Origin of the sequence: Ihubacter massiliensis, from assembly GCF_024125305.1 — a bacterium.
GTDB classification, from domain to species: Bacteria; Bacillota; Clostridia; order Peptostreptococcales; family Anaerovoracaceae; genus Hominibacterium; species Hominibacterium faecale.
In genome coordinates this window covers 2,685,645-2,705,580 of record NZ_JAMXVH010000001.1, presented here as the reverse complement: position 1 = coordinate 2,705,580, position 19,936 = coordinate 2,685,645, and the positions used below count along the sequence as shown (strand labels likewise).

Below are 19,936 nucleotides of genomic sequence, written 5' to 3'. Positions count from 1 at the left end.
GAAAAACGTTGATATTTAAACCTTCTTAACTTGTGGCACGGGATTTGCGATTTATAGAGGCATCGCGATACAAACATTTTCACATAATGAGGAGGAACGAAATGAAAGTATTGATTGTTGGTGCCGGAGGTCAGGGCGGTGCGTGCGCATCGATTTTGGCAAGACAAAGTGAGATCGAGGAAATACGACTGGTAGACTTAAAAGAAGAGACTGCCCTCGCTGTTGCAAAAGAAATCAACAGCCCCAAAGTAAAGACGGGATCCGTCAATGCGACTGATCCGGAAGATGTGGCGAAAGCTGCCGAGGGTGTAGATGTGGTCGTAGATATGGTAATGCCATGGATGGTCACCTATGTGATGAAAGGCGCGCTGAAGGCAAAGGCGAACTATATCAACACGGCCTTTGACGATCCCTATTGGGATGAATTTCTGGAAGGAAAAGACGTGGAGGAACTGACCCTCTGCAAAGAATTTAAAGACGCCGGGCTGACCGCGCTCTTTGGCTGCGGGTTCGCCCCGGGAATGACCAATGTTTTAGCGAGAAGATTTGCCAACAAAATGGACCAGGTGGACAGCATTAAGATGCGGGTCGGCAAGGCCAATGTCCTGCCGGGGGAAGGCGCTTACGACTGGGTGCTGCGCCCCTGGAATCCGGGATGGTCGCCAAAGCAGGCGCTGGTGGATTGCGCAAGCCCGACCTATGCCCTGGAAGAAGGAAAATTTGTCCGATACGAGCCTTTCGGCGGAATGGAAATGTGCGATTTCCCAGAACCAGTTGGGAGTCTTCCTGTTACCCATCATTCCCACGAAGAGATCTATAGTATGCCGACCACCTTTGCCGGCGTAAAGAATCTGGATTTCAAATATTATCTGATGTACCAGCCGGCAATTTTTTACGCTTCGGGACTTTGCTCCCAGGAAAAAGTGAAAGTAGGGGATCAGGAAGTAGCGCCCATCGATGTGATCGCTGCCATGGTACCGCCGCCGCAAAACAATATCTTCGGCGCTACGGACGAAGAGCTGAAAAAGGCCGATGAGACTGCGTTTATCGAACTGATCGTAGAAGTATCTGGCCAAAAGAACGGAAAAAAAGTCACATACAAGGCCAATTGTCCAAAGATGAATGCGCCGGGGCCTGAATTGAAAAAACTCTTTGGAACAGCTTTGGTATATGTTGCCCTTCCCCTGGCCATCGGTACAATTATGATTGGAACGCAGCCTCTTGAGAAAGGCATTATCTTTGCGGATCAGTTGGATCCGGACGCTTTCCTTAAGAGAATGATGGAAACGGGATACCCATACAACTGGAAAGAAGTGTGCATAGAGGGATAACGAAAACAGAAGGAATCGGAATGAAATAGAAAGGATGAACCAGGTGATGATATGGTAAAACGGTTAGAAAAACGAGAACAACTGGGGAAAGTTTGGTACACACCCATAACGCAGGATCGTGAAGAAGCTGTGGAGAAAAAACTACGCCTTCTGCACGGCAGTTTTTTCGGAAAGCCCATCGTAAAGTTTGAAGTCAATGCCCGGAAGGATGTCTACGTACCATATTGTTATCTGGTCTATCATTTTCATGCGGAAAGAGGCATTCTGTTTCGGAAAAACGGCCTGGAAAAAGTGGGAGACGCAGGCGTGATATTCGACCTGAACGAAGCCCATCCCTTCCAATACGATGTTTATGAGAGCGGCGGCCTCAAGCTGACAAAGAAGATCGCCGGTTCGCTGAAGCGGACGGCGCTGCCGGCGGGAATATCTCAACAGCAAATGCAGGAGCAGACAGAAGAATACATTCAGGACAAAATTATGAAACGCTTCTATGGCAGACCGGGACAACTAGAGCTGAAGAAACAGCAGTATTTTTTCAGACCGGCGGTAGAGCTTCAAATCGTATACAAAAACGGCGCCGTAAATAAGAGGTATGCCTATCTGGACGACTTTGGCGTTGAGAGCGAACACATTCTGGGCCTCAAATACAGAGTAGAAAACAATTTCTGATTTCATTTTGCTGTCACAGGAGGAGAAAGAAAATGATTGATTTTACAAAGATATGGTCTGGGCTGGACTGGGGAATTATCGTAGTTTATTTCCTTTTAATTATCACAGTAGGGCTGGTCATGCGCAAACGGGCCAGTAAAAATATGAAGAGCTTTTTCGTGGCTTCAAGAAGGCTGACAATTCCCGTGCTGATCGGTGTGGGCGCCGCAAGCTGGATCGACTCCTGGTCCATTGTCGGTCTTGCGGAATGCGGAACTACCATGGGAATTTGCATTCTGTTTATCTATGTTATTCCCAATACCATACTGAGACTGCCGCTGGCATTGTGGATTGGGCCTTTCGTAAGGGATAAGATGCCTGATTGGGTTATCACGATGCCCGATTTGATGGCCTATATGTACAGCAAAAAGACAAAACTGATTATGGCGATCGGAATGCTGCCTCCATTTTTATACGAAGCGGCGCTGCTGACAGCAGGCGGCCAGGTGATCGCCTATGTGACAGGAATCAATATGTGGGTAGCCTTTGGGATCCTGGGCGTAATCATTATTTTTTACACGTCGCTTTCCGGGCTTTGGGGCCTGGCTGTTACAGATATGATGCAGTTCATCGTCATGTCTGTGGCGGCAGGCGTGCTGTGCCTGGGAATGTACAGCCACTTCGGAGGGTTCGCCACTTTGTTTGAACAGGCGGGAGCCATCAATCCAAACCTGATCACCATCTCCGGAGGCAACAATATGATGGAGATTTTGTCCTGGGCCATCGGAGCATTGGCGATGTATGCAAACTCTCAGTCATACCAGAGATTCGGGTCTTCCAAATCAGGGGGAGATATAAAGGTGTCCTATTCCTGCATTATGCTGTTTGGAATTTTTTTCAGCACAATCATGGTTTTGGCAGGGATGGCGGCACTAGTAGAATATCCGGAGGTTGCAGCAGCTTCTCCCTCGGAGGCTTTCTGGGGAATCGTGTTCACGACCCTGCCCATCGGACTTCGGGGACTCTTTGTTGCAGCTGTATTGTCGGCGGTCATGTCTACGGTAAGCGCCGATTATCTGATCTGCGGAGCCGTAGTGGTGCACGATATATTCAAGGGATTCATCAAACCGGAACTGGGAGACAAAGCGGAAGTAAAAGGAACCCGTATCGTAATCTGGTGCGTCGGCATTGCCATGATCATTGCGACTTATTTCTGGCAGGACGGAATTTCAAAAGCCTACTACTATTGCGGCGGTTTCCAGGTTGCGGCATTCATCGTACCGCTGATGTTCGGTCTGTTCTACAGACGTAAGACTGCTGCCGCCGGATTCTGGAGCCTTTTGCTGACAATCGTAATGTACGCGGTATGGCAGTTTGTTCTTGAATGTCCGGGCGGTGTTCCAACCAATCTGGCTTGCATCATTTTCAGCGCTCTGGTTTATGTAATCGTTGCAAAGCTGACGTACAAAAAAGAGGATGCCAAGAAAATAGCGGCATAAGTGAGGAGGATAGAAATCATGGACGATAAGAAAAAACAAAAGCTGGCTTACATATGGGCCTTGTTGACCGTCATCGTGACCTGCATCGTGGGAGCGCTGGTTGCAAATTATTCCGATCAGATCCTGCCTGTGTTTTTAGGATGCGCGGCTGTCCTGTTCGGACCGATCACAGGGATCCTATATCTGGTTGAAGTAAAACGCGGAGTCTTCAAAGTGGAGGAAGAGGAGAAGTAGCAGAAAAGGCAAGGTATAATTATGAATAGAAAAGCATTCCGGTGCAAACACATATATACTGCTGTGTCACCTGAGCTGATCGATGGCTATGTTATCATAGAAAATGAGAAAATAGAATTTGTCGGACCGGAGAAGGAGGCGGGAGCATTCCTGTCCGGAAGCACGAAAGTGATCGATGTTTCAGAACACTTCCTTATGCCCGGGTTTAACGATTACCATGTGCACATTGTAAACTCAGGGCTTTTGGAAAAAGACGGAATTTTGCGCTACACAAGCTCAGAGGAAGAGGCAGCCGCTTATCTGTGGGAGCTGCATAAAGACAGAAAAGAGAAAAGCTGGATTATGGGAGGGGCATGGGATCCCCTCCTGTGGCCCGGACAAAAACTGCCGACCAAAGAATCCTTAGACCGTTATTTCCCGGACAGACCAGTGTTTCTGCTGAATAAAGAATGTCATGGAGCATGGGTGAATTCGGAAGCCCTGAGAAGATTTCATATTACCGGAGATACGCCGGACCCTGAGAACGGAGAATACGGCCGTCTGGAAAATGGAGAGCCCAGCGGATATATTCACGAAATGGCTGCTATTAAAATGCAGGAGAAAATCTTTCAATCCATAAGCGATGAGGAAGTCGCCGCCTACAGCAAAACGTTTATCGATAAGGCGAATCAATATGGCATCACTTCCCTGGGAGATGTGGCCGGCGGGGCGCCGATGCGGGAGACTGCCTATAAACTCCTGGAGGATAGGGGTCTGCTTACGGCCAGGATACATTTTTCTCTTCCCTTCGATGAAGGTGTGGAGACGATTCTGGAAAAAAAGAAGATATATAACAGTAGAAAGCTGCAATGCAGTGGAGTCAAAGCGTTTATCGATGGGACGCCGCAGGGCTATACCGGATACATGCTGGAGGACTATTGGGACGATCCGGGAAATCGAAGCGGACCGATGATCGAACCGAGCCTGTTCAAGAGGCAGGTATGCCAGTTTGATGCCGCTGGAATCCAGACCAGGGTTCACGCTTGCGGCGATGCGGGGGCAAGACTTTGTCTGGATGCGATTGAGGATGCGCGAAGGCAAAACGGGCCCAACGGTCTGCGCCATTGCATCGAGCATCTGGAATCCATGTCCAGACAGGATATTCCCAGGTTTGGAAGGCTGGGAGTGATCGCTTCCGTACAGCCGGAGCACATGCCCAAATACAAATTTTCGGAGCACCCGTTTCACAGGATCCTCGGTGAGGAGCGGATGAAGTATTCGTGGCCTTTCGAATCCATAAGGAGAACGGGCGGCAGGCTGGCTTTTGGTACAGATTCGCCGGTGGTCGACATTTCACCCTTCCGGGGAATCTTCAGAGCTGTCACACGTCTGACCAATGAACTTGAACCGGAAGGCGGCTGGAACCCATGGGAAAAAGTGACCATTCACGAAGCGCTAAGGGCCTATACCTATGGAGGCGCATATGCGGCTGGCCGCGAGACAGAGCTGGGAACGCTGGAAAAGGGCAAACTGGCCGATCTGGCGATCATTGACAAAAATCTGTTCGACTGTGCGGAGGAGTGTGAAACCATGTTCCGTATGAAGGTGCTGATGACCGTTATGAATGGATCCATTGTCTATGCTGAATGATAGAAATCAGTAATGAAGAGGTTGTTGTTTCAAGGCAGCAGCCTCTTTTTCAGTATTGCAAACCAATACACTCCATTTGACAGCGGAAGAAAAGGCGTATACCATATAGGTATGAAGAACAAGAGAGCTTTAAAAATCACAGGCATCGTAATTATTTGCGCAGTTGTCCTGGCAGTTTCCGTTTGCGGGGCAACCGGAATCTATGTATATAACGCCTCCGTCCACGCAGTCAATCAGGAGAGGCGGCCTTTAGCGTGCAAGAAAGAATCCCTGGAAAAGCACGGCTTTGACGTGGATCGTTTCGAAGCCGGCTGCCATGTGGAACAAGTAGAGATCCCGTCAACCTTTGATGACCACCACATTCCCGCCAACTATTTGACCATTGACGGCAAAAAAGAGCGAAAGACCGTGGTAATGGCCCATGGACTCAACGGCAACCGCTTGACCGGATATCCGGTGGCGGCCATGCTCATGAAGCACGGCTATAACATCCTCACCTACGATCAACGGGATTCGGGAGAAAACCAGGCCCAGTACATGACCTGCGGCTACTGGGAAAGCAAAGACTTTAAGGACTGCGTTGATTATGTAAGAGCGCAGGCCGGCCCGGAAATTCAAGTGGGCGGATGGGGGTCCTCCATCGGAGGAGCCACCATCGGGTTTTACCTGGGAACGAGTGATGCGGAACAAAAGCTTGATTTCGCCGTCCTCGACTGCCCGGTCAGCAACATGCGGGAGATCATCGGCTTTCTCGTAAGGCAAACCACTTGGCTGCCCATGGAATTCAAGCTGGATATGGGCGACCTGGCAACGCAGCTGCGATTGGGATATGGATATGAGGAAGGGGACGTGCGGGATTACGTGCGCAATACCACAGTGCCGGTGCTGATTTTCAACAGTCGGGTGGATAAAGTGACCCCGTATCATATGGGCGTTTCTTTGTATCAGGCAATGAAAAAGAATGAAAAACAGTTGTTGACCGTGGATGACAGCAAGCATACGGACATCTATTTGGACGATCCAAAGCTTTATGAAGACACGATGATGACCTTCATTGAAAAGCACGGCAGCAGGCAGGCAAGTTAACGGTGGAAATTTTTCCCCAGACTATATATAATGGAACAAAGTCGGCTTCGCCGATGCTTATAATATAAAAAATGGAGAGGAGAATAAGGATGAAATCATTTAGAAAGGTACTGCATTTTCGTTTGCCTTCCAGAAGAGGCTTGGTGAATATTACAAAAGACGTGCAGAAAGCCATTGATGACAGCGGAATCCTGGAAGGACTGGTGCTGGTCAATGCCATGAACATTACCGCATCTGTTTTTATCAACGATGATGAAAGCGGACTGCATCAGGACTACGAGACCTGGCTGGAAGGTCTGGCGCCGGAAAAACCGTACAGCCAGTATCAGCACAACGGATATGAGGATAATGCTGACGCCCATCTGAAGAGGACCATTATGGGAAGAGAAACCGTGGTGGCGGTTACCGACGGCCAGCTGGATTTTGGTACCTGGGAACAAATCTTTTATTTCGAATTTGACGGCAAACGGGATAAACGAGTGTTGATTAAGATAATCGGGGAATAAGAATGAAAATCGTAATCAAGAAGTTTCATGAGTTGAGTACGGAGGAACTTTATCAGATTTTAAAGCTGCGTTCCGATGTATTTGTGGTAGAACAGAAGTGCGCTTATCCGGACTGTGACGGCAAGGACCGCCATGCCCACCACCTGTTCGTCGAACAGAACAATCACATTGTGGGGTATCTGAGGATTCTGGAAAAGGGGCAGACCTTCGATGCCATCGCCATCGGCAGAGTGGCGGTCGATCCAGATTACCGCGGCATCGGATTGGCCAGGCATATGATGAACAAAGCCTTGCTGTTTATAAACGAATACCTATACGAAAAGCAGGTTAAAATCTCTGCTCAGCAGCACCTGACCAAATTTTACGAGTCCGTGGGCTTTCTGCCCATTTCGGAGAGCTATCTGGAGGACGGCATTCCTCATATTGATATGGAATATCGAGTATAAGCGAAGGGCGGCCCGTTTTCTACCCGTGTCTTGTTTCGTCTGGCGCGGCGGCCGATTCTGCCTGCTGGCTTTTGTTTTCAGCAATGCACCAGATGGTAACCGCAGCAATGACGATCATGCCGCCGATAAACGCAAAGAATCCTGGCCTTTCTCCGTCAAAAAGGAAGACCCAAACCGGATTCAGCAGCGGCTCCAGCATGCCGATGAGGGAGCAGGCCAGCGGCGAACAGTCCTTGGCAGCGATGGCATACAGCACATAGGGGATTCCCAGCTGAAAGACTCCCAGAATTATCACGAACCAAATCTCAGACGGAGCGATGGATGAAGTAAAGTATGCTCCGACGGGAATGCCTGCGGCTGCGGTGAGGATGTGGGCGAAGAGAATTCCACTCATGCGGATGGAATCGTCATCGCCGCCCTGTCCCACCAGTACGAACATGATCGACAAAAACAGGCCGGCCAGGATACCCAGGATGTTGCCGGCGATGTTCCCCGGCGAAAGCTGGTCCAGGAAGAACAGCACAATACCGGCGGCAGTAATGATCACGACTACGATCTCCCGCCGTTTGATTTTTTGGTGCAGAAATAGCACGGAAATGATCAAAATGAAGATGGGTGCCGTATATTGTAAAACGATGGCATTGGCAGCGGTAGTCAGCTTGTTGGCCGATACGAAGCACATAAAAGAAATTGCCAGGCTGACACCCGCCCCTGCGGAAAAGCCGCAGACCTTGACAGGAATCTTGGCTATGTACATATACAGGCCCAGGACCATCGCAGATATCAAACTCCGGCCGCCTGCGATGAGAAATGGACTCCAGGAAATCCATTTAATAAAGATACCACTGATGCTCCAAAGGCATGCGCACAGCGCCATGAGGAACATCGCTTTTTTTTGCGCATTTTTCGTTTCCATGTTTCCTCCGTAACGTTATTGTAATAGAAAGCACCATCCGGTGATGGTGAACAATGATAACAGCGTTGATAAAACAACCACCTTGGAAGCCAGCTCCGCATCCCCGTGGTATTGGGCGGCCAAAAGAGCGGTGGTCGTGCCGGCCGGCATTCCCGATAGTATGACCGAAACGCCGGTGATCAGCGGATCGATCTGGAGTCCTTTGCACACAAGAAAGACAACTCCGGGAATGAGAACGAGCCGCAGGCCGCAGAAAAGCAGGTTGGGAATGGAAACCATGGTTTTCCATTCCACGTCCATCAGCAGCATGCCTACCACCAGCATGGACATGGCGGTGCAGCAGCCGCCCAGTTTGTCCAGTGTGTCCGTGATGAGGACGGGCAGGGGAACCTGCAGGAACATAATCAAAAGACCGATATAGACAGCGATCATACAGGGGTGGAGCCCCACTTTGAGGATCATCGCCCGGCGGTTTTTGGCTCTGGCAAAATAAGAGAGTCCGGCCGACCACATGACGATCCGCAAAGGAATCAGATAAATAGCGGCATAGGATAAACCAGTCAGGCCGTAAATGCTTTCCGCCATGGGGTAACCCATGAATCCCGAGTTGGAGCAGACTGTGGCATATTGGAAAATATGCTTGGCATCTTCCTCCAGCCGGTTGAACAGAAAGCGGCTGAGAAGCAGACAAAAAATCTGAACGCCGGCCGCGATCAAAAGGATAATCGCAAAGTTGAGGAGCATCCGATAGGAAAATTCTATGATAAAGGACTTTACGATGTTGCATGGCAAAATCACATAAAGGACCAGATTGGTCAGACATCGCCGGCCTTCCGGCGTGACCAGCTTTTTCTTGCCTGTCACCATGCCGATGATGATGAAAATAAACAGCATGCCCTGCAGGTCCAGCATCTGTATGAGCGCATTTCCCATTTTCCAGCTCCTTTCTCAATATTTCCAGATTGTACAGCATCCATTATATAGCCCCAAAATCAGGAAGTCAAAGGAAAGCACACAAAAAAACAAGCCTTCCGTTTTGCCGCCGGCAGGCTCGTTTTTTCGTTCTATAAAAGGCGCATCTTAGATGGCTGCCAGAATCCGATCTCCGGCTTCCTGCGTACCCATCTGCTTTCCTCCATTCGCCATCAGATCCGGTGTCCGATAACCGTCTGCCAGGACTTTTTTGACAGCAGCTTCGATATCGTTTGCTTCATCGGAAAGGCCGAAGGTGTAGCGGAGCATCATCGCAGCCGATAGAATGGTTGCCATGGGATTAGCTTTATCCTGTCCGGCGATATCCGGAGCGGAGCCGTGTACCGGTTCGTACATGCCAAAGTTGCCTTTTGCCAGGCTGGCTGACGGGAGCATGCCGATGGAGCCGGTGATCTGGCTCGCCTCATCAGAAAGAATATCTCCGAAAATATTGCTGGTCACGATGACGTCGAACTGCTTGGGGTTGAGGATCATCTGCATGGCGGCATTGTCCACATACAAGTTGTTCAGCTCCACATCCGGATAGTCTTTAGCCACTTCGGCGACGACTCTCCTCCAGAGGCGGGAGCTTTCCAGCACATTGGCCTTATCCACGCTGGTGACTTTTTTATTCCGTTTCATGGCCATATCAAAGGCGACGATGGCGATTCTGCGGACTTCTTCTTCCGCATACTGCTCCACGTCATAAGCGGCGGGACCCAAATCCGTATCCTTCACGCCCTTTTCTCCAAAATAGATGCCGCCGGTCAGCTCCCGGACAACGACAATATCCAGTCCCCCGGCCGTGATTTCCGGTTTGAGGGGGCAGGCTTGGCTGAGCTCATCGAAGAGAATTGCCGGCCGCAGATTGGCGAAAAGACCCAGCTCTTTTCTAAGACCCAAAAGGGCGCGCTCGGGGCGCTCATCTCCGGGAAGGGTATCCCATTTCCACCCTCCAACAGCTCCCAGCATAACGGCATCGCTGGCCTTGCACACTTCTACGGTTTCCCGAGGAAGGCATCCTCCGGTGGCATCGATGGCCGCGCCTCCGGCCAGGACCTTGGTGTATTCGAAGTGGTGGTTATATTTTTCTCCGATCCGATCCAGGACTCTCAGAGCCTGGGTGGTGACTTCGGGGCCGATCCCGTCTCCGGGGACGACTGCTATTTTGTAATTCATAATCGTATCTCCTATCTTTATATGTACATGCCTAATTATAAACCGTGAGGGCCTTTTTTGCAACGGTTACCGACCCTTACAGAAATGTAAGAAATTCGTAAGATAAATCGATGGATTCGTTAATAATTGGAAGTTATACTTAGATCATAAAGTGATACAAGGAAAGAGAGGATGGGGTGTATGAAAAAATTTATAGTTGGGGCTATTGCAGTAGCGATTATTGCCGTCGGATTTTGCGGCGCTGCCATCAAGGATAAAATTCCGTCAGCATAGAAGAAAAAAGTGTGTTCAGTATTCAATGAAAGGAGATCATATATGAAACTTATGTTAGGACTCATGGCCGTGACAGTCATCGGAATCGGATTTTGCATCGCGGCGCTGAAAAATAAGTTTTCTGTCAAGAAAACCACAGTGTAATCATAAGAAACGTCTTAAAGTGTGTAGAAGGATTAAATATAAAACGTGTGCATAGGAAGCTGCGCCTCCCATGCACACGTTTTTTATTATACGAGTTTTGCGAAGCATTGAAGCAAGAAAGCCCTGTAAAAATTACACCTTCGAGGCGTAAGCTAAATGTGGAAAATTATATTGAAAGTTTTCCTTTTTTACGCAAAGTTATGGGTTTGCGGGGCCGGATCCGGAGAAATGATGGGATTAGCTGCTTCTGGCTGATATCGAGAGGGTGCAACCGTTGAAAATAGCGTAAAAACTTGAAATTTTTTTGATTCTTTTCCGCAATCCCAGAAACCTATTCCCCTAATAAAAAATAACGGCAAAGCATAAAGCTGAGCCGTTATTCCTTTTTTGTTTCTCACTTCAAACTGTTCATCAGGCCGCCTTTTGCCATAATGTCCTTGATAAAATCAGGGAATGGCAGGGCCTGGTAGGTTTCGTTCTTTGTCAGGTTGGTGATGAGTCCGGTGTTGAAATCCACACTGACTTCATCCCCATCCTCTATTTTTTTGCTCGCTTCCGCGCATTCCAGGATCGGCAGTCCGATATTGATGGCGTTGCGGTAGAAAATACGGGCAAAGGTGTTGGCGATTACACAGCTGATGCCGCTGGCCTTAATGGCGATCGGCGCATGCTCTCTGGAAGAGCCGCAGCCGAAGTTGTCTCCGGCGACCATGATATCGCCGTCCTTTACTTTGGCGACGAACTCCTTGTCGATATCTTCCATGCAGTGAGACGCCAGTTCTTTGTGATCCTGAGTGTTTAAATGTCTTGCGGGAATGATAACGTCTGTATCTACATTATTTCCATATTTATGTACTCTGCCTTTTGCATCCATCCTATTTGCCTCCTTTCGGTCCGCTGATCTTTCCGGCGATGGCCGATGCTGCCGCTACTGCGGGACTGGCCAGATATACTTCGCTTTCCGTGTGTCCCATTCTTCCCACAAAGTTGCGGTTGGTGGTGGCGACGCACCGCTCGCCTGCCGCCAGAATTCCCATGTGTCCGCCCAGGCAGGGTCCGCAGGTTGGGGTGGAAACAACGCATCCGGCATCGATGAAGATGTCCAGATATCCCAGCTTGATGCAGTCCTTATAAATCTGCTGGGTGGCGGGGATGATGATCGCCCTTACATCGGGATGAATGTGCTGGCCTTTTAAGATTTCAGCCGCGATGCGCATGTCGCTCAGCCTTCCGTTGGTACAAGAGCCGATCACAACCTGCTGAATAGGAACATCGCCCACCTGATCAATGGTCCTGGTGTTTTCAGGAAGGTGGGGGAAAGAAACCGTAGGCTTGAGGGACGATAAGTCGATCACGTAAGTTTCGTCGTATTGGGCGTCGGCGTCCGCCTCGTACTTCGTCCATTCCCGGTTTACCCGGCCGTCCATATAAGCTTCGGTAACTTCATCCACCGGGAAAATTCCATTCTTGGCTCCAGCTTCGATGGCCATGTTGGCAATGCACAGACGGTCGTCCATGGACAGGCTGGCTACGCCTTCTCCGGTAAATTCCATGGATTTGTAGAGAGCGCCGTCAACGCCGATCATGCCGATGATGTGAAGAATGACATCCTTGCCGCTGACGTTTTCAGGCAGAGCACCGGTCAGTTGGAATTTCAGAGCTGTCGGGATTTTAAACCATGCCTGACCTGTTGCGATACCCGCCGCCAGATCGGTGCTCCCAACGCCTGTGGAAAAAGCGCCCAGCGCGCCGTATGTGCAAGTGTGGGAGTCGGCTCCGATGATAGCGTCGCCTGCCGCGACCAACCCCTTTTCAGGGAGAAGGGCATGTTCAATGCCCATGTTCCCCACATCATAAAAATGGTCGATGTCAAACCGTTTGGCAAAGGTCCGGCACTGTTTGCACTGCTCCGCCGATTTGATGTCCTTATTAGGTGTAAAATGGTCCATAATCAGAGAAACCTTGCTTTTATCAAAGACTTCTCCGAACTGGGCTTTTTCAAATTCATTGATGGCAACGGGACCGGTGATATCGTTGGCCAGAACCATATCCAGGTTGGCCCGGATCAATTGGCCGGGTACAACGTGATCCAGACCGGCGTGGGCTGCCAGGATTTTTTGTGTCATTGTCATTCCCATGTCTGTTTCCTCCTTTTATTTTACAAACTTTCTTATCTTGTTTTCCCGATTGAGGGCACTGACCAATGCGTTGACAGAGGCCAGAATGATATCCTCGTGGGTTCCTACGCCCCAGTACTCTCCGCCTTCGCTGTCCGCAATGCAGATGTAGGCTGCGGCTCTTGAACTGGAGCTTGATTCCAACGCATGCTCCGAGTAAGTGACCAGGGTGTAATCGAAGTGATACGGTGTCTTTTTCAAAGCGTTGTTGATTGCGTTGAGACGCCCGTTTCCTTCGGCAGTAATCTCGAAAACATCGCCGCCGATGTCAACCCGCATATCGACGATCATGCCGTCATCCGCTTTGTAGGTGGACATCTTTTTAAAGGTGGCATCCGTGATGTCGATGGGATCGAAGTAATTGATATATTCCTCACTGAAAACTTTAAAAATTTCCTCCGAGGACAGCTCTTTGTGGGAGCGGTCGGAAATATCCTTCATCATATAGCCCACTTCTTCCCGCATCTGTTTGGGCAGGTCGAAACCATAATCCCGTTCGAGAATGTAGGCGATTCCGCCTTTTCCCGACTGGCTGTTGATCCGAATGACATCCCCTTCGTATTCCCGGCCCACATCCTTGGGATCGATGGGCAGATAGGGGACGGTCCATTGGTGAAGCTTTTTGTGTTTTCTCCACTTCATGCCCTTGGCAATGGCGTCCTGGTGGGAACCGGAGAATGCGGCAAACACCAGCTGTCCGCCGTAGGGCTGACGAGGATGAACCTTGATGTCAGTGAACTTTTCATACATTTCCACCACTTCCGGCATGTTGGAAAAGTCCAGCTTTGGATCCACGCCGTGGGAGAAGAGATTCATTGCCAGAGTGACCACATCCACGTTTCCGGTCCGCTCTCCATTTCCAAACAGGGTTCCTTCGATTCGGTCGCCGCCTGCCAAAAGACCCAATTCCGCATCGGCAACTCCAGTGCCCCGGTCATTGTGGGGATGGAGGGAAATCAGGATGTTCTCCCGGTTGTGGAGCGTTTTGCACATGTACTCGATCTGATTTGCATAAACGTGGGGCATGGACATGGATACCGTTGCCGGCAGGTTGATGATAACCTTATTTTCCGGAGTCGGTTCCCAGATATCGATCACGGCATTGCAGATGTCCCGGGCAAAATCCATTTCTGTGCCGGTAAAGCTTTCCGGGGAATACTCAAATTGAAATTCCGTTTCCGGATACTTGGCGGCGTATTTTTTGATCAGTTTGGCGCCGCTGGCCGCGATATCGATGATCTCATCTTTTTCCGCTTTAAAAACCTGTTCTCTCTGGGCCAGGGAAGTGGAATTATATAAATGTACGATTGCTTTCTTGGCGCCCACCAGAGACTCGAAGGTTTTCTTGATAATATGTTTTCTGGACTGGGTCAGCACCTGAATGGTGACATCTTCCGGGATCAGATCGTCATCGATCAGTCTCCGCAGAAATTCATATTCAGTTTCCGATGCAGCGGGAAAGCCTACTTCGATTTCTTTGAAACCCAGTTTGACAAGGAACTGGAAAAACTCCAGCTTTTCCTCCAGACTCATGGGAACGATCAGAGCCTGATTTCCATCTCGCAGGTCCACGCTGCACCAAATCGGTGCCTTTTCAACGTGATCTTTTTTGATCCATTCCATTTCTGTCTGCGGCGGCGGAAAATACCCCACCTGATACTTGTCGTAATTTTTCATTTCCAGTCTGTTCCTTCCTTTCTTCTAAATCGTAAGCATATTCCTGGGAATCGGCAAAGCCGGCTTTGTTCTAAAAAAATACCTCCGCCTTTTATGCAGATCGCTGCATAAGAGACGAAGGTTTGATTTCAAACTTCCGCGGTACCACTCTTATTGGTCCCGGCTATCACCAGGGGCCCACTCTGGGCATTCAAGCCGATCGGCTGAATGCTGAAAGATGCCCGGCATAAGGCGCATCTTTTAAGATTTTGCTCCGGGGTGAGACACCAGCCCTATGATCTGCAGCCTTTCCACCCGCCGGCTGCTCTCTGTAAGATGTTTGAGGTCTGATTTATTCCCTTCAACGCAACAATATGAAATTTCAAAAGTTACTAATCAGTATAACCGTTCGTGGAGGCGTTTGTCAATCAATTTTATATTTTTTTAGTTTTCTGGAGATCGTGGACTGGTCCACTTTGAGCTGACGGCCGATTTCAGCGGTTGTCTGATATCGTATCTTTGCTTCTGTCAGCAGAGTTCGTTCAAAATGGTCCCTCAGCTGCTGATACGTTGAATGCTCCACATCCATGGTGCAAGAGAGAGCCGCAGGATCTTCCGGCTCGAGAATTCCTGGCAGATGATTCACCGTAAGCACCTTTTCAGTGGAAAACAGGACCAGCCTTTCAATGAGGTTTTCCAATTCTCTGACATTGCCGCGGAGCTGGAGCTGGGACAGATGATTGATGAGCTCGTGGCTCAAAACTTTTTGCAGCTGATAACGTTCATTGAATTTAAGGCGGAAGGTTTCCGCTAAAATGGGAATGTCTTCAGCCCGCTCCCGCAAAGGGGGGATTTGCAGGTTGAGGACATTGAGCCGATAGTACAAATCTTCCCGGAAACGCTTCTTTTCAATCTGCTCTTTCAGATTTTGATTGGTGGCAGCGATGATCCGGGTATTTACTTTTAAAGGACGGGTTCCACCGATTCGAAAAAATTCTTTTTCCTGCAAGAGACGCAGCAGCTTTACCTGGAGATCATATGGCATGTCGCCGATTTCGTCTAGAAACAGAGTCCCGTTGTCGGCCAGTTCTACAAGGCCCTGTTTCCCAGAGGGCTGGGCACCGGTGAAGGCTCCCTTTTCATAGCCGAAGAGCTCCGACTCGATCAGAGATTCGGGGACAGCGCCGCAGTTGATGGTAAGAAATGTGTTGTCCGCCCGCTGGCTGTTATCGTGAAGAAATCTGGCGATCATGCTTTTTCCCGTTCCGGATTCGCCGAGAATTAGAGCAGTGGAATCCGTCTTAGCAATGATTTCCGCCTTATCAATGATCGTTTGCATCAGGGGGCTTCGATAGACAATGCCGGCGTTGGCTGCCGCGTCTTTTTTCAGCTGCAGCAGTTCCATGCTGTATTTCAGATTGCTGGCCGTCAAATCCTCGATTATGCGGCGCTTATCGCTAATATCAAAGAGGCAGCAGATGACATACTCGATTTCTTTGGATTGGCCCCAATAGGGAATCCCCTTTACCATGACTAAATACTCAGAACCGGAGCTGCCTGCCGATAGCTGTTCCAGAACGACGGTTTGTTTCTGCCTCATGACTTTTCGCGAAACGGAATCGTGGATGATCTTTTTTTCAATCATGTCACCCACCGTCATGCCGGTCAGATAGCGGTCCGTGTAGCCTGTCAATTTTTCATATTCCAGATTGGTCATGATCACGTTTTCGTTCTTGTCGATTAAAATAATGGCGCAGGCGGCATTGTTGACAATAAACCGCAATAAGTTTAAATCCGTAATTTTTTCAATCATTTTTATGTCCTCTTGGAAGTAATGGGAGGAAATGTATGCAAAATTACATACACTATGAATTTTATCATACATTTCTTGAAAACAAAAGAAACTTCAACGAAGATGGACAAGAAAAGGTATGAATTTTTGCATGGATCGGAAAGCGGTCTAAGGGAAATCGGCTGAATTTTATGAAAAATAACGGGCTTTAATGGTTTTAACGAGAAAAAAGGGTGGCACAGTAATTGCATTTATCCATAAACAGAATAAATATTTCATTCGGAACGCAGGGAGGTATCGTTTATGAACAAAGTAGGGTTAAGACAAAATGGAAGGTTTTATTATGGCTGGGTGCTGATGATTGTGGGATTTCTCATGATGTCAATCGCCTACACGGGATGTATTTCCATCACAAGTGTATTTGTAATACCGGTTACGGAAGCTTTCGGGGTCGATCGAGGATCCTTCCTTTTGTACCAAACCATTCTTCTGTTGGTGTCAATTGGAGTGACGGCTTATTATGGAAAGCGTATGGCAAAGGGCAATGTCAAACGAATCGTTGTGATTTCCGCACTGGTTGCGGCTGCCGGTTACGTTATTTTTGCAATGGCAAAATCCTTGTACATGTTTTACTTCGGCGCGATTTTTCTCGGTGTGGGATTTTCCAATTGTACAGTTCTGCCTTTGTCCATCATCCTTAACAACTGGTTCGGCGGCAAAGTAAGGGGAACAGCAATGGGATTCTGCTTTGTAGGAAGCGGCGTCGGCGGGCTGGTTATTCTGCCGCTGCTCAACTCAGTTATTTCCAGTTCGGGCTGGAGAACGGGATACTTGGTTCTGGCTGTTCTCTTCGGAGTGGTAGCGGCCATGGCATTGATTTTTCTTGTGAAAACACCAGAGCAAAGAGGCTTTGTAAGAATGGGAGAGACCCTTGCGGAAACTCAAAAAGAAAGTACTGGCGAAGCAAAAGGCATGGTTGTAAGAGAAGCTCTGAAAACGCCTATGTTTTGGATGATCGCGGCATCTGCGACCTTGACGACTTTTGGTTCTACGGCCATTCTTTTCAACTCGGCGCCCTTTTTCATCGATTGCGGGTTTTCCGTGGAAAAGGCTGCCCTGATCGCATCCTTCAATTTGGGCATGATCGCCATCGGAAAAATTTTGATCGGTTTTCTGTGCGATAAGTTTGGAACAAAGTTCGGATCCATTTTTTCGGCTGTGATCTTTGGACTGCAGTTTGTATGTTTGGCTCTGATGACCATAAATCCAGTGGTGTTTGTCTTTGGCGCAGTCATTTGTTACGGAATCGGAGGCGGAGGAATTACCGTCTGCCCGCCGCTGCTTGTAAACGCGCTCTTTGGTGAGAAGGATTACGGCAATATTGCAGCGGGAATGAATATGGCGACCAACTTTGGGGGCACCTTCGGAGGAACCCTGGCAGCTGTCATCTTCGATGTGACAGGCAGCTATGTGGCATTCTGGTGCATGGCGGCCGGTTCCATGGCGATCGTTGTTATTCTAAGATTGATCTGTTTCAGATTGAGAAAAAAATATACATATTAGTGCGGGAGGTTATGAAGTATGAAAACATTAAAAACACAAGCAATTTCCTGGATCGAGGACAATCAGGATAAGCTGATGGACATATCATGGAAGATATGGGAAAATCCAGAGTTAAGCATGCAGGAGTATTACGCATCGTCCTTGCTTACGGATTACTTGGACAAAGAAGGATATCAGGTTGAGAAAGGAGCGGCGGGAATGCCCACGGCCTTTGTTGCGGAATATGGTGATGAGGGGCCGGTAATCGGATTTAACTGCGAGTATGACGCCCTGCCGGGGTTGTCCCAGGACAAGAATTGCGCTTACCCGGAAAGCTTGCAGAAAGGAGCTCCGGGACACGGGTGCGGACATAATCTAATGGCAATCGGAGGAGTTACGGCCGCCACTGCCCTAAAGTCGCTGATTGATGCAAAAAAACTGAAAGCCAGAATCAAGATATTTGGGACTCCGGCCGAAGAAATGTGCCTGGCAAAACCATTCTTTGCAAGAGAAGGATATTTTAAAGGGCTGGACTGTGTATTGGATTGGCATGTAATGCCTTATACCAAGGCCGGCTTCACAGAATGCGTAGCCTTTTTCAACTTCCAGTATCATTTTAAAGGAAGAACCACCCACGGAAATTCTCCGTGGCTTGGAAGAAGTGCGCTGGACGCGGCCGTGCTCATGGGCAATGCTCTGGAGTTTTTGCGGGAACATGCCCAGCCTGGAAAGCCTGGCGGTGAGACCACATTGAATTATACGTTCGCAGATATCGGCGGGGGTCCCAATGTGGTGCCAGACCGGGCCACGCTATGGTGCGTGGGCAGGATGGGAGACTCGGAATCCATGCGGCAACTGGCGGCAAGGGTGGATGACTGCGCCAACGGTATTGCCCTGGCTACCGGGACAACCGTAGAAAAAGAGATCATTACCATGACCCATGAAAAACTGCCCAACAAGACCATTTCTCAAGTCATGAGCCGCAATCTGGAACTGGTGGGTATGCCGAAATTTTCCCAAGAGGACTGCCGGTTTATTGCAAAGATACAGGAAGAGGCCGGCGTTGAAGTCACACCTATGGGACGTCCGCCGCTGCCTTTTGAATGCAGCAGCATGCCGGTCAATGACTCGTCGGAATACAGCTGGTTTGCGCCGATGGATATTCTGCTGATTGAAATGGTACCTGAGGGACTGCCTCTCCACAACTGGGTCGTTACAGCCCTTGCGGGCCGCGATGCCGGCAGACAGGCGGTCATGACCGCAGCTAAAACATTGGCCTGTACAGCAGTGGAACTGGTGGAAAATCCCCAGCTGATCGAAGAGGCGAAAGAGGAGCTGAGGCAGCGTCAGGGAGGCAGGCCATATGAAGTGCTCTTAGATCCAAAGCTAAAGCCGGCGCTGGATGCCAATGCGGCGGAAATGAGTAAATATAGAAAATAAAGGTTAAAAAGGAGGCGCGGACTATGAAAAGAAAAGTCGCTTTTATGTTTATTAATGGTGATTTGAAAGAAGCGCAGAGAGCCGTCATGAAAACCGGGGAAAAGGGCGAATTGATTTTGATCGGTGTCGGAAGCTATGAACAGGCGGTAGAGCAAGCGGGGAAACTGGCCGAAGAGGGAGTCGTTTCTCTGGAACTGTGCGGAGGCTTCGGAGTGCTGGGACATGGCCAAGTGGTAAAAGCCGCCAATGGGGCATATCCGGTAGGCATTGTACGCTTTGATAATCATCCGGGATATGATGGTTTATCAGGGGATGAAAAGTGGATGCAGGCATGAACAAGTTCAACTGAATTTGATTAAAAAGCGCGGGTATCGGTCCAGGCCATTGGACTGGTATCCGCTGTTTTATCTTTCTCTTTTGGATGGCCCTGGACAGGCGTATCACAGGCCAAAAACTGTCTAAAATG

The 19,936-nt window shown here is 49.1% G+C and carries 18 protein-coding genes; 11 read left to right on the top strand and 7 right to left on the bottom strand.

The genetic code is table 11. The features are described from left to right. The first annotated feature begins 101 nt into the window (after nucleotides 1–101). The 8 genes from NIA71_RS12555 to NIA71_RS12520 all read left to right on the top strand — a co-directional run bounded on the left by NIA71_RS12555 (nucleotide 102) and on the right by NIA71_RS12520 (nucleotide 7,379). Nucleotides 102–1,331, top strand: coding sequence for a saccharopine dehydrogenase family protein (locus NIA71_RS12555; protein ID WP_253020566.1), 1,230 nt, complete (start codon nucleotides 102–104; stop codon nucleotides 1,329–1,331). Nucleotides 1,332–1,382: 51 nt separating this feature from the next. Beyond that, nucleotides 1,383–2,000: a hypothetical protein gene (locus NIA71_RS12550; RefSeq protein WP_253020565.1), complete on the top strand. Its 618-nt coding sequence runs from the start codon at nucleotides 1,383–1,385 to the stop codon at nucleotides 1,998–2,000. Between the two features lie 32 nt (nucleotides 2,001–2,032). Further along, the gene (locus NIA71_RS12545) at nucleotides 2,033–3,478 is read left to right on the top strand and encodes a sodium:solute symporter family protein (protein WP_253020564.1); all 1,446 of its coding nucleotides are present in this window, start codon (nucleotides 2,033–2,035) and stop codon (nucleotides 3,476–3,478) included. Between the two features lie 18 nt (nucleotides 3,479–3,496). Continuing rightward, the gene (locus tag NIA71_RS12540) at nucleotides 3,497–3,712 is read left to right on the top strand and encodes a hypothetical protein (protein WP_148397905.1); all 216 of its coding nucleotides are present in this window, start codon (nucleotides 3,497–3,499) and stop codon (nucleotides 3,710–3,712) included. Nucleotides 3,713–3,733: 21 nt separating this feature from the next. Then, nucleotides 3,734–5,341 (top strand): amidohydrolase, encoded by a 1,608-nt coding sequence (locus tag NIA71_RS12535; RefSeq protein ID WP_253020563.1) that lies wholly within the window; start codon nucleotides 3,734–3,736, stop codon nucleotides 5,339–5,341. Between the two features lie 111 nt (nucleotides 5,342–5,452). Then, nucleotides 5,453–6,427 carry an alpha/beta hydrolase gene (locus NIA71_RS12530; protein WP_253020562.1) on the top strand — a complete coding sequence of 325 codons (975 nt, stop codon included), beginning with the start codon at nucleotides 5,453–5,455 and terminating at the stop codon, nucleotides 6,425–6,427. Between the two features lie 89 nt (nucleotides 6,428–6,516). Continuing rightward, nucleotides 6,517–6,933 (top strand): secondary thiamine-phosphate synthase enzyme YjbQ, encoded by a 417-nt coding sequence (locus NIA71_RS12525; RefSeq protein ID WP_253020561.1) that lies wholly within the window; start codon nucleotides 6,517–6,519, stop codon nucleotides 6,931–6,933. A gap of 2 nt (nucleotides 6,934–6,935) precedes the next feature. Then, nucleotides 6,936–7,379: a GNAT family N-acetyltransferase gene (locus tag NIA71_RS12520; RefSeq protein ID WP_253020560.1), complete on the top strand. Its 444-nt coding sequence runs from the start codon at nucleotides 6,936–6,938 to the stop codon at nucleotides 7,377–7,379. A 19-nt stretch (nucleotides 7,380–7,398) separates the two neighbouring features. Here the strand turns inward: NIA71_RS12520 and NIA71_RS12515 are convergent, their stop codons facing one another. From NIA71_RS12515 to NIA71_RS12485, 7 genes are all read right to left on the bottom strand, one after another. Continuing rightward, the gene (locus NIA71_RS12515; protein ID WP_253020559.1) at nucleotides 7,399–8,295 is read right to left on the bottom strand and encodes a DMT family transporter; all 897 of its coding nucleotides are present in this window, start codon (nucleotides 8,293–8,295) and stop codon (nucleotides 7,399–7,401) included. A gap of 15 nt (nucleotides 8,296–8,310) precedes the next feature. Continuing rightward, nucleotides 8,311–9,228: an AEC family transporter gene (locus tag NIA71_RS12510; protein WP_253020558.1), complete on the bottom strand. Its 918-nt coding sequence runs from the start codon at nucleotides 9,226–9,228 to the stop codon at nucleotides 8,311–8,313. 147 nt (nucleotides 9,229–9,375) lie between these two features. After that, nucleotides 9,376–10,449, bottom strand: coding sequence for a 3-isopropylmalate dehydrogenase (gene leuB / locus NIA71_RS12505; protein ID WP_253021310.1), 1,074 nt, complete (start codon nucleotides 10,447–10,449; stop codon nucleotides 9,376–9,378). Between the two features lie 808 nt (nucleotides 10,450–11,257). Next, a complete protein-coding gene (leuD, locus tag NIA71_RS12500) occupies nucleotides 11,258–11,737 on the bottom strand; it encodes a 3-isopropylmalate dehydratase small subunit (RefSeq protein WP_253020557.1) in 480 nt (159 codons plus the stop codon). A 1-nt stretch (nucleotide 11,738) separates the two neighbouring features. Next, a complete protein-coding gene (gene leuC / locus NIA71_RS12495) occupies nucleotides 11,739–13,001 on the bottom strand; it encodes a 3-isopropylmalate dehydratase large subunit (protein ID WP_253020556.1) in 1,263 nt (420 codons plus the stop codon). 15 nt (nucleotides 13,002–13,016) lie between these two features. Further along, entirely contained in the window at nucleotides 13,017–14,717 is a 1,701-nt protein-coding gene (gene leuA / locus NIA71_RS12490) for a 2-isopropylmalate synthase (protein WP_253020555.1), read from the bottom strand. 403 nt (nucleotides 14,718–15,120) lie between these two features. Further along, on the bottom strand, nucleotides 15,121–16,509 hold the full coding sequence (locus NIA71_RS12485; protein ID WP_253020554.1) for a sigma-54 interaction domain-containing protein: 1,389 nt from the start codon (nucleotides 16,507–16,509) through the stop codon (nucleotides 15,121–15,123). A gap of 282 nt (nucleotides 16,510–16,791) precedes the next feature. Between NIA71_RS12485 and NIA71_RS12480 the strand changes: the two genes are divergently transcribed. The 3 genes from NIA71_RS12480 to NIA71_RS12470 are packed head-to-tail and all read left to right on the top strand — an operon-like array spanning nucleotide 16,792 to nucleotide 19,805. Continuing rightward, entirely contained in the window at nucleotides 16,792–18,051 is a 1,260-nt protein-coding gene (locus NIA71_RS12480; protein ID WP_253020553.1) for an MFS transporter, read from the top strand. 18 nt (nucleotides 18,052–18,069) lie between these two features. After that, entirely contained in the window at nucleotides 18,070–19,470 is a 1,401-nt protein-coding gene (locus tag NIA71_RS12475; RefSeq protein ID WP_253020552.1) for an amidohydrolase, read from the top strand. 23 nt (nucleotides 19,471–19,493) lie between these two features. After that, nucleotides 19,494–19,805 (top strand): DUF6506 family protein, encoded by a 312-nt coding sequence (locus tag NIA71_RS12470; RefSeq protein WP_253020551.1) that lies wholly within the window; start codon nucleotides 19,494–19,496, stop codon nucleotides 19,803–19,805. The last annotated feature ends 131 nt before the right edge of the window (nucleotides 19,806–19,936 follow it).

Bases quoted from the DNA above. Each gene is read 5' to 3' on its own strand.
- leuD (WP_253020557.1), bottom strand. From the start codon at position 11,737: ATGGATGCAAAAGGCAGAGTACATAAATATGGAAATAATGTAGATACA.
- leuA (WP_253020555.1), bottom strand. From the start codon at position 14,717: ATGAAAAATTACGACAAGTATCAGGTGGGGTATTTTCCGCCGCCGCAG.
- NIA71_RS12530 (WP_253020562.1), top strand. From the start codon at position 5,453: ATGAAGAACAAGAGAGCTTTAAAAATCACAGGCATCGTAATTATTTGC.
- NIA71_RS12485 (WP_253020554.1), bottom strand. From the start codon at position 16,509: ATGATTGAAAAAATTACGGATTTAAACTTATTGCGGTTTATTGTCAAC.
- NIA71_RS12540 (WP_148397905.1), top strand. From the start codon at position 3,497: ATGGACGATAAGAAAAAACAAAAGCTGGCTTACATATGGGCCTTGTTG.
- NIA71_RS12480 (WP_253020553.1), top strand. From the start codon at position 16,792: ATGAACAAAGTAGGGTTAAGACAAAATGGAAGGTTTTATTATGGCTGG.
- NIA71_RS12550 (WP_253020565.1), top strand. From the start codon at position 1,383: ATGGTAAAACGGTTAGAAAAACGAGAACAACTGGGGAAAGTTTGGTAC.
- NIA71_RS12510 (WP_253020558.1), bottom strand. From the start codon at position 9,228: ATGGGAAATGCGCTCATACAGATGCTGGACCTGCAGGGCATGCTGTTT.
- NIA71_RS12475 (WP_253020552.1), top strand. From the start codon at position 18,070: ATGAAAACATTAAAAACACAAGCAATTTCCTGGATCGAGGACAATCAG.
- NIA71_RS12470 (WP_253020551.1), top strand. From the start codon at position 19,494: ATGAAAAGAAAAGTCGCTTTTATGTTTATTAATGGTGATTTGAAAGAA.
- NIA71_RS12525 (WP_253020561.1), top strand. From the start codon at position 6,517: ATGAAATCATTTAGAAAGGTACTGCATTTTCGTTTGCCTTCCAGAAGA.
- NIA71_RS12515 (WP_253020559.1), bottom strand. From the start codon at position 8,295: ATGGAAACGAAAAATGCGCAAAAAAAAGCGATGTTCCTCATGGCGCTG.
- NIA71_RS12545 (WP_253020564.1), top strand. From the start codon at position 2,033: ATGATTGATTTTACAAAGATATGGTCTGGGCTGGACTGGGGAATTATC.
- NIA71_RS12555 (WP_253020566.1), top strand. From the start codon at position 102: ATGAAAGTATTGATTGTTGGTGCCGGAGGTCAGGGCGGTGCGTGCGCA.
- NIA71_RS12520 (WP_253020560.1), top strand. From the start codon at position 6,936: ATGAAAATCGTAATCAAGAAGTTTCATGAGTTGAGTACGGAGGAACTT.
- leuC (WP_253020556.1), bottom strand. From the start codon at position 13,001: ATGGGAATGACAATGACACAAAAAATCCTGGCAGCCCACGCCGGTCTG.
- NIA71_RS12535 (WP_253020563.1), top strand. From the start codon at position 3,734: ATGAATAGAAAAGCATTCCGGTGCAAACACATATATACTGCTGTGTCA.